Annotated in this window: 8 protein-coding genes; all 8 read left to right on the top strand. The window is 78.3% G+C overall.

Annotated elements, in window-relative coordinates:
* Positions 1-79 precede the first annotated feature (79 nt).
* The 8 genes from BMZ16_RS08375 to BMZ16_RS18920 are packed head-to-tail and all read left to right on the top strand — an operon-like array spanning position 80 to position 7,862.
* Positions 80-403, top strand: a complete 324-nt coding sequence (locus BMZ16_RS08375) for a hypothetical protein (protein WP_089799357.1) — start codon at positions 80-82, stop codon at positions 401-403.
* On the top strand, positions 400-606 hold the full coding sequence (locus BMZ16_RS08370) for a hypothetical protein (RefSeq protein ID WP_089799356.1): 207 nt from the start codon (positions 400-402) through the stop codon (positions 604-606). Before BMZ16_RS08375 ends, BMZ16_RS08370 begins: the two co-directional genes overlap by 4 nt.
* Complete coding sequence (locus BMZ16_RS08365) at positions 603-1,823, top strand: phage baseplate assembly protein V (protein WP_089799354.1); 1,221 nt, start codon at positions 603-605, stop codon at positions 1,821-1,823. The genes BMZ16_RS08370 and BMZ16_RS08365 overlap by 4 nt, the downstream gene beginning before the upstream one ends.
* A complete protein-coding gene (locus BMZ16_RS08360; protein ID WP_089799352.1) occupies positions 1,820-2,050 on the top strand; it encodes a hypothetical protein in 231 nt (76 codons plus the stop codon). The genes BMZ16_RS08365 and BMZ16_RS08360 overlap by 4 nt, the downstream gene beginning before the upstream one ends.
* Positions 2,019-3,623 carry a hypothetical protein gene (locus tag BMZ16_RS08355; protein WP_089799350.1) on the top strand — a complete coding sequence of 535 codons (1,605 nt, stop codon included), beginning with the start codon at positions 2,019-2,021 and terminating at the stop codon, positions 3,621-3,623. The genes BMZ16_RS08360 and BMZ16_RS08355 overlap by 32 nt, the downstream gene beginning before the upstream one ends.
* Entirely contained in the window at positions 3,620-6,055 is a 2,436-nt protein-coding gene (locus BMZ16_RS08350) for a hypothetical protein (protein WP_089799348.1), read from the top strand. Before BMZ16_RS08355 ends, BMZ16_RS08350 begins: the two co-directional genes overlap by 4 nt.
* Positions 6,052-7,182 carry a hypothetical protein gene (locus BMZ16_RS08345; RefSeq protein WP_089799346.1) on the top strand — a complete coding sequence of 377 codons (1,131 nt, stop codon included), beginning with the start codon at positions 6,052-6,054 and terminating at the stop codon, positions 7,180-7,182. Before BMZ16_RS08350 ends, BMZ16_RS08345 begins: the two co-directional genes overlap by 4 nt.
* Positions 7,179-7,862: a hypothetical protein gene (locus BMZ16_RS18920; RefSeq protein WP_143082778.1), complete on the top strand. Its 684-nt coding sequence runs from the start codon at positions 7,179-7,181 to the stop codon at positions 7,860-7,862. The genes BMZ16_RS08345 and BMZ16_RS18920 overlap by 4 nt, the downstream gene beginning before the upstream one ends.
* Position 7,863: the final 1 nt, after the last annotated feature.

Here is a 7,863-nt window from a genome sequence, read left to right as displayed (position 1 = left end):
ACGACCCCATGGGCCCTGCCCCCGGGCCTGCCCCACGACCCGTCCCACGACCCGCCCCCACCGACCCGAGGAGCCCGCGATGCCGCTGCCGGAGCACCTGACCACCGCGCACCTGCGCGTCGCGGTCGTCCCCGACCTGGTGCCGACCGACCCGGCCGAGCACCGGGCCGCCGTCCGTGCCGTCCTGGAGACCACCCGGGCGCGGCTCGACCTGCGCGCCGACCTGCTGGACGGGTGGCGCGAGCGCGCACCGCTGCTGCCGCTGCCGACGCGCACCACGTCCCTGCAGCAGGCGGTCCAGGCGGCGCGCGTGCGGCTGCGCGCGGACCGCGCCGCGGCCGAGCGCACCGAGGTCGACAACCGCCGGTACGTGCTCACCACGGCCCTGGAGGCGTTGCGATGAGCCTGCGGGACCAGCTCGAGGAGATCGGCACCGACGCCGTGGTGCTGGTGCTCACCACGCTCGGCCAGGTGCACGTCGGCCGGCTGACGGACATCGAGAACGACGCGATCGTCGTCGAACGGCCCGACCGCGGCAGCCGCACGGTGCTCAGCCTCGAGGACGTGTCCGGGGTGCGCCTGCACGAGGAGGAGGCGGAGCGATGAGCGTCGACGAGCTGCTGGCCGACCTGCTGGAACGGCTCGACCAGCGCCTGTACGGCAAGTTCCGCGGGTACGTGCACCGGGTGGACGACCCCGAGAACCGCGGCCGGCTGCAGGCGGTGGTGCCACGCCTGCTGGGCCCCGACGAGCCCACCGGGTGGGCGCTGCCGTCCTCCCCGTACGCGGGGCCCGACCAGGGGCTGTACGTGGTGCCCGAGGTCGGCGCGGGCGTGTGGGTGGAGTTCGAGGAGGGCGACCTGTCCCGTCCCATCTGGAGCGGCATGTGGTGGGGCTCGCCGCAGGCCGAGGACGTGGGCACGCCCGACTCGGTCGCCGACGGCGTGGCCCGCTCGGCGCACCAGCCGCCGCTGCCCGACGGCGGCGTGCCCGACCGTGTCCCCGAGGTGCCCCGGCACGGTCGCCCGTCGACGGTCGCCGGCCCGCGGGTGCGGATCCTGAAGTCCGCGTCGGGGCACCGCATCGTCCTCGACGACGACGCCAACGTGCTCGAGATCCACGACGCGCAGGGCAACCGCATGACCTTCGGCCCCGAGGGCGTCGACGTGGTCGCCAGCAACGAGCGGACCGTCAACCACGGGTCGCGGGGGGTGACGGTCGACGGGGCCCTGCGCGAGACCGTCGCGCGCGACGTGACACGGACCGTCGGCGGGGGAGCCACCGAGAAGGTCGCGGGTGACGTCGCGCGCGAGTTCGGGGCCACGCTGACCGAGACGGTGGGCCGGGTGCTGTCCCGCACGGTGGACGCGACGGGGGAGACCGTCGAGGTGACCGGACCCGTGCGGCGCACGGTGCACGGCTCGGTGACCGAGCAGGTCGACGGCGCGTACGGGCTGACGGCCGGCTCGGGCGTGGGGATCACCACGGGCGGCGGCGTGAACGTCGTGTCGGGTGGTGCCACGACGATCGCGGCCGCGAGCCCGGGGCTCGGCATCACGGCGGTCGACGTCGACGCGGGCGTGGGCAACGTGTCGCTCAACACACGGCTGGGCGTCCTGCAGCTGGGCGGGTTGTCGGCCGTGTCGCCGATGGTGCTGGGCGACGGCCTGGCGCAGCACCTGCTGATGCTCAGCACGATCGCCAAGGCCATCAACCCGATGACGGTCGCGGCCTACGGGCCGGCCCTGGACGTGTGGGCAGCGCTGACGCCCGTGATGGACCTGTCGTACTTCGGCTTCGTCAAGCGGTTCCCGGTCGGATGAGCACGCACCCCGCCCCCGAGCCCGCCCGGTACGCGACGTCCGGGTGGCGCCCCGCCGAGCCTGTCGAGCTGCTGTCCCGCCTCGAGTCCGCGCGGGACATGCTGCGCGAGGCGGCGGCGCTGGTCGCGGCGCAGGAGGCCGCGACGCTCGCGGCGATGACCGAGCAGCAGCGACGCCGCGGGCAGGAGGTGCGCGATGCCGGCCTACGGCGGCGACGTTACCGCTGACCTGCGGGCGCTCCTGCTCACGCACTGCCCGGACCTCGCGGACGAGGTCATGGCGGCGTACGGCGTCGCGTCCGCCGCGGCGACGCCGCCGGGCGACGACGGCACCGGGCCGCGCTGGTCGCACCTGACGCTCGGGCAGGTCCCCGGCGTGCAGCAGGTCGCCGAGATCGCGGCGGCACCGCTCGAGGCCGTGGCGGCGGCCCTCAAGGTCGTGGCCGGGCTGCTCGACGTCCTCACGGCGTTCCTGCTGGAGCTGCCCGACCCGGTGCGGGCGATGATCCAGGCGGCGTACGAGATCCTCAAGCAGGTCGTCGACGACATCCTGTCCTCCGGCTGCTACCTGTACACCGACGTGCCCGGGGTGACGTCCTGGCAGCAGCGCGTGGACGCGCTGGGGGAGACCGCGTCCCGGCCGCGCACGTGGAAGGCGGGTGACCACCGGGCGCCCGCACCCGTGGTCGGCGCGTTCGAGGGCTGGTCGGCCACGTTCCGTCGGTCGTTCGACGACCCCGGCGACGGCGACCGGCCGATCTTCTCCGACGGCGCCACGGTCGAGGCGGTGTTCGTCATGGCGACCGCCCCCGGCATGGCGAACCTCGTGCCGCTGCTCAACGGGCTCGGCGCGCTGGTCGACGACAGGGCGCTGACCGACGCGCTCACGGCGTTCCGGGACGCCGACCTGCCGGGCTTCGAGGACTGGCTGCACCCCGACCCCGACGACTGGCGCGTGCGCGGCGAGCAGACGGGTCCCGGCTGGCGGTCGTGGAAGCTGCGCGACATCGCGCCGCCGTCCTACCCGCTGCGCGAGCTCGAGCGCGTCCCGGAGCTGCTCAAGGCGATCCTGGAGAACATCGACTCGGTCGTCGGGCTGCTGAAGAAGCTCATCGAGGCGGTGCGCTCCAAGATCGACGTGCTGCTGCAGATCGCCGAGACCATCCAGCGGATCGTCGACATGATCCGCTCGCTGACCGCGTCGGGGCTGCACGTGCTCGCGGTGGTCACCCACGACGGCGTCGACGGGCTCGTGCAGGCGTTCCTCGACGCGCAGGACCGGCCCGGCCGCGACGCGCAGGGCAAGCCGGTGCGCGGGCTCGTGATCGGTGGCGCGTGCCTGCTGTCGGGCACGTCCACCGCGACGTACCTGGCCGGACCGGCGCTGATCTGGAAGCTGCTGGGCGTCGACGGCCCGCTCGACGACGCCCGCGCCGCGCTCGAGAAGGACGTCGTCGCGCACCGGGACCGGCTGCTGGCCGCGGGTGCGCCGGTCGAGCAGGCGTGGCAGCGCATGCGCGACGGGGTGGCCGAGCACGGCGCGGCGTTCGTCGCGGAGGAGCGGGACGCGCTCGACCGGCTGGTGGGCGCCGTGACGACGGTCGGACCGGCGCTGGGCCGCACCCCGGCGGAGGTCGCGGAGGCCGTGCGCACCGCACGCGGCGACGTCATGGGCCAGGTCGAGCAGCTCGCGGCCGCGGGCGCGGTGCTCGACCCGTTCGTCCTGGCCGAGCTCGAGGCCACGCGCGTCGCACGCAGCCGCGGACGACGCGCGCTCGCGGACGGGCAGGCCGACGCATGAGGCTCGCGCGCCGGCTGCGCCACCAGCTCGACGAGTGGCAGCAGGTGTGGCGGCAGGTCGAGGCGATGGTCGACCGCCTGGAGTCGGCGCGCGACGAGGACGACGCGCCGCGGCGCCGCACCGAGGCGCTGCTGCTCGCGGCCGGTGCGCTGGAGCGCCGGCGCGCGCTGGCCGGCACCGGGGCCGTCACGCTGAGCGACCCCGTGGTGACGGTGGTGCCCACGAGCGGCTGGGACGCGACGACGGGCGCGCCGGTACCCGTCGACGCGTGGGCACCGGACGCCCGCAGGGGTCGCCTGCCCGGCACGGACGAGCTCGAGCTCGCGGTCGCGGACCTCGCGACCGTGACCCTGCCCGCCCCGTTCACGGCATCGGGGCCGCTGGTGAAGGAGAGCGTGCGGCTGCTGGCCGCGCGCGCGACGCTCGACGTCGAGCTCGACGGCACGGTGCAGCCGCTGTACGTGCCGTCGTACCCCGGGGGCGTCGCACCGTTCGCTGTGCCCGGCGAGGCCGACGTCGCCGCCACCAGCCTGTTCCCGCCCGACGCGCGGTTCGCCGCGGCGACGCACGTCGACGACGGCGCGGGTGACCCGCCCGCGTTCGTCGCGGCGTGGTCGGCACTGACGGTCGCGCGCCGGGCGCAGCCGCCGGCGCCGCCCGCGCCGCGCACGTCCTCGCGCGCGGGGGCGCCGACGCCCGTGCTGACCGCCGTGACGCGCACGCTCGCGCGCTCGCTGGTCGCCGACGTGCTGGGCGGCGCGCCCGTGCGGCTGCCCGCCGGGTCGCACGCGCGCGTGGCGGCCCAGGTCGCCGCCGCCGCGCACGCCGCGTCGGCACCGTCGCCCGACGCCCAGGACCTGCGCGACGCCGCGACCCTGCTGGAGGACGAGGGGGTCGACGCCACCGGGCCCGGCAGCGAGGAGCTGCCGGCCGCGCTCGCGGCAGCGGCCGACGCCGCAGGCGGCTCACCCGACGCGCTCGCGGCGCTCGCGGCGGCGGCCGACGCACTCGCCGGCACGCTCGCGGGGGCAGCGCTCGGCAGCCCTGCCCCTGCGGTGCAGGTGGCCCGGCGCGACGGTGCGGCGCGCACCCTGGACGTGACGCTCGACGCACTGCCGACGGGCGGCGGTGGGCTGCTGGCCGTGCCGCCCGAGCTCGGTGCGCTGGGTCGCGAGCTCGACGTCGCCGTCGGTGGCCGCATCGCCTACCCCGACGGCACGCTGCGGCTGCTGCGCGCGCTCGAGGTCGCGTTCGCGCGGTGGTGGCCCACGGTCGTGCGGTGGATGGCCGCCCGGACGCGCGCCGGCGGGTGGCTGCACCGCGCGCTGGACCGCGCCACCGAGCCGTTCGTGGTGTCGTTGCGTGCCCTGGTCGCCGGTGGCGGCACCGGGTTCGGCATCGAGGGCCTGGCGCTCGCGGGCCCGGCCGCGCTGGGAGCGACCCAGCTCACGTGCGACGCCCCCGCGTCGCTGCTGCCGGTCACCGAGCGCGTCGTCGAGGTGGGGCAGGTCGTGCTCACGTCGGGGGTGCGTCCCGGTGCGGCCGTGGTGCTCGGCCTCGACCGCGACGGGGACCGGCTGACGGTCCGCACCTCGGCGCTGCGGGTGTCGCGGACGCCCACCGGGCCGTCCGGCGGCGCACCCGGGCTGGTACCTGCCGGCGCCGTGCTCGGCGTGGTGTCGACGGGCCTGACGGCCGCCGAGCTGCGCCGCGGCACGGCGGACGACCCGGCGCGCGACGGTGTGCTCGAGCAGGCGGTCGCGCTGCACGGCCAGCTCGCGCTGCTGCTGGGACGGGGGCGCGTCGAGGCGCGCCTGGGGGCCGTGCGGGTGCCCGACCCCGACGGTCCGCCGCTGCACACGGTCGCCTGGCACGGTGCGGTGCCCGCCTCGACGTCGGCGTTCGTGCTGCACGGCGTCCCCGACGTGTGGTGGGAGAGCGTCGTCGAGGAGCGTCGGCCCACGCTCGTGCGCGCCGGTGAGCTGCTGCTGCTGCGCGGCGACGTGCCGCCCGACCCGGCGGGTGCGTCCGGCGGGCCGTGGCAGAGCGCGGTCGAGGTCGACCGTGCCGTGCGGCTGCCGGCGGCGATGCTCGGGCGGACCGACCTGTCGCGTGCGGCGGTCCTGGCGCGTGACCCCGCGGTCCTCGGCACCGGACCGGGCCCGACCCTGGTGTGCGGGCCGCAGGAGGACCTGGTGCTGCTGACGCTGCGCCGCACGTGGCAGACGGCGGCGCTGGTGGGCCCCGTGACCTTCCGCCGGGACTTCGCCGGCCTCGACCTGCCGAGCCTGGCCGTCGGCGTGCCGCTGGGCGACACGCTCGTGACCGCGGCGACCGGTGCGCCGCCCCCGGGTCCCGCGGGCGTCGACCGGTCCACCGAGCTGGCGGCCGCGTCCGGGCTGCTCGACGACTGGACGAGGTACGCACGATGACCGCCCGCGACGACGTCTTCGCCGTGCTGGTGCTGCTCTCGCAGCTCGAGCGGGTGCTGCACCCGGCCGGGCCACGCACCGACCCGGGCGGGTACACGGTCGACCCCGGGGTGCCGCCGCCGCTGCCGCCCACCGGGCCCGCCCCCGGCCAGGTGCCCGGCCGGCCGGTCGCGGCCACCTACGACGAGTGGACGGCACGGCAGGGGTCGGCGGGCCCGGGTCGGGGGGTGCGGGACGGCGGCGGGGGCTCCGCGCCGCGGGCCACCGGTGACTCCGCACCGGTGGAGCGCGCCGTCACCGGGGCGGTGGGGGTCGCCCGGTCGGTCGCGCGGCCGGGGCCGGTGCCCGCGGCGGTGGCGCCCGTCCTCGGGGCCGGCGCCGTGCCGCACCCGCACCCCGCCGCCGTCACGGGGGTCCGCACGCCGCCGCCGGTCGCGGTGCCGCCTCGCGCGCGGCCGCCCGTCGCGGCGACACCGCCGCGTGCACCGCTCGCACCGCGGGGGCTCACGCCCGTGCTCGGTGTCCCCGCGCCCGACGCCCCCGGGGCGGTCCCGTCCCGTCCGGTCGCGCCCGCGGGTCGGGCGGATCCGGGCAGGGCCCCCGACGTGCCCCCGCCCGGCGACCCGGCGGCGACCCCCGCCACTGCGGCCGTCCGGCCACCGCACCCCGGTCCGGCCGGCCCGGTGCCGTCGGAGCGGTGGCGTCCGCCCCCGGCACCCGGGGCGGCCCCGGGACCGGAGGCGCGACGCCCGCGGCCGCCCGGCGCCCCGGTCCGCACCCGACCGCCCGTCCCGGGGCCGCCCGCACGCCGGGTCGCGCCGGCACGGGCCCCGCGGCCACCTCGTCGCGCCCCGGTGACCCGGGCACCCGTGCCGCCCTCCCTGCCGCCGCTCGACCTGCGGGTCCCGGCACCGCGTCCGCCGGTGGTCGCGGGCGCTGCCCCGCCGCCGCTGCCGGCCCCGCCGCCGCTGCCGGCGTCACCCCCGCCGCCGCGGCGTCGCCGACTGCCGGTGGTGCGCCTGCAGGCCGGGCGCGCGGGCCTCGCGCTGACCGCCCGTGAGGCCGCGCGTGCCCGCCGGGCCGTGACCACCGGGTACCTCGACCGCGTGCTGCGCAGGTTGTCGTGAGCGCCCCCGAGGTCGACAGGCTGCGACGGCTGCTCGCCGCGCTCGCGCACCGCCTCGACGACGACACCGACGGGCTCAGCCGTGCTCCCGAGCTCGCCGACGCGCGGGCCGCGCTCGACCGCCTCGTCGCGCCGGGCACGGTGCCGCCCCACGGCAGGGTGGGAGCTCCCGGGTCCGGCGGGGCCGACGGGGCCGACGGGCTCGACGGGGCGGACGGGCTCGACGTGGTCGACCCGCGCGAGGCCGTCTGGCTCGCCGACGAGGTCGAGCGGCGGTGGGCCCTGCTGGGCGTCGCCGCGCGTGCGGCGACGGCACGGATCGAGGAGGTGCCGAGCGACGGTGCCCACGCGCCGGCCGGGGTGCGTCGGCTCGTCGTGCGCGTCGAGGGGCTCGAGCCCGGCTGGACAGCCGCCTGGGGTGGCGCCACGCCGGTCCACGACGACGCCGGCACCCCCGGGCCGGGCGAGGGTGCCGCGGGCGACGCCGTCGCGGACGACGTGGGTGCCGCGGACGACGCCGGTGCCGACCGGGGCGCCGCAGGGCAGGAGCCCGACGCCGCACGCACGACCGTCGCCGACTGGGTGCTCGACCCGGCGCGTCGCGACCCGGGCGTCACGGTGCGCGTCACGGGGCGCGGTGCGTCCGGGCGACAGGTGCTCGTCGCACGGTGGGAGCCCTGAC

The organism is Cellulomonas sp. KH9 (assembly GCF_900114185.1).
Classification (GTDB): domain Bacteria; phylum Actinomycetota; class Actinomycetes; order Actinomycetales; family Cellulomonadaceae; genus Cellulomonas.
Note: the sequence above shows the minus strand (reverse complement) of the source record. Positions and strands in the feature narration are given on the sequence as shown.

What these genes read in the sequence shown, in the direction of transcription:
- BMZ16_RS08375 (WP_089799357.1), top strand. Translation starts at nt 80, where the DNA reads ATGCCGCTGCCGGAGCACCTGACCACCGCGCACCTGCGCGTCGCGGTC.
- BMZ16_RS08370 (WP_089799356.1), top strand. Translation starts at nt 400, where the DNA reads ATGAGCCTGCGGGACCAGCTCGAGGAGATCGGCACCGACGCCGTGGTG.
- BMZ16_RS08365 (WP_089799354.1), top strand. Translation starts at nt 603, where the DNA reads ATGAGCGTCGACGAGCTGCTGGCCGACCTGCTGGAACGGCTCGACCAG.
- BMZ16_RS08360 (WP_089799352.1), top strand. Translation starts at nt 1,820, where the DNA reads ATGAGCACGCACCCCGCCCCCGAGCCCGCCCGGTACGCGACGTCCGGG.
- BMZ16_RS08355 (WP_089799350.1), top strand. Translation starts at nt 2,019, where the DNA reads ATGCCGGCCTACGGCGGCGACGTTACCGCTGACCTGCGGGCGCTCCTG.
- BMZ16_RS08350 (WP_089799348.1), top strand. Translation starts at nt 3,620, where the DNA reads ATGAGGCTCGCGCGCCGGCTGCGCCACCAGCTCGACGAGTGGCAGCAG.
- BMZ16_RS08345 (WP_089799346.1), top strand. Translation starts at nt 6,052, where the DNA reads ATGACCGCCCGCGACGACGTCTTCGCCGTGCTGGTGCTGCTCTCGCAG.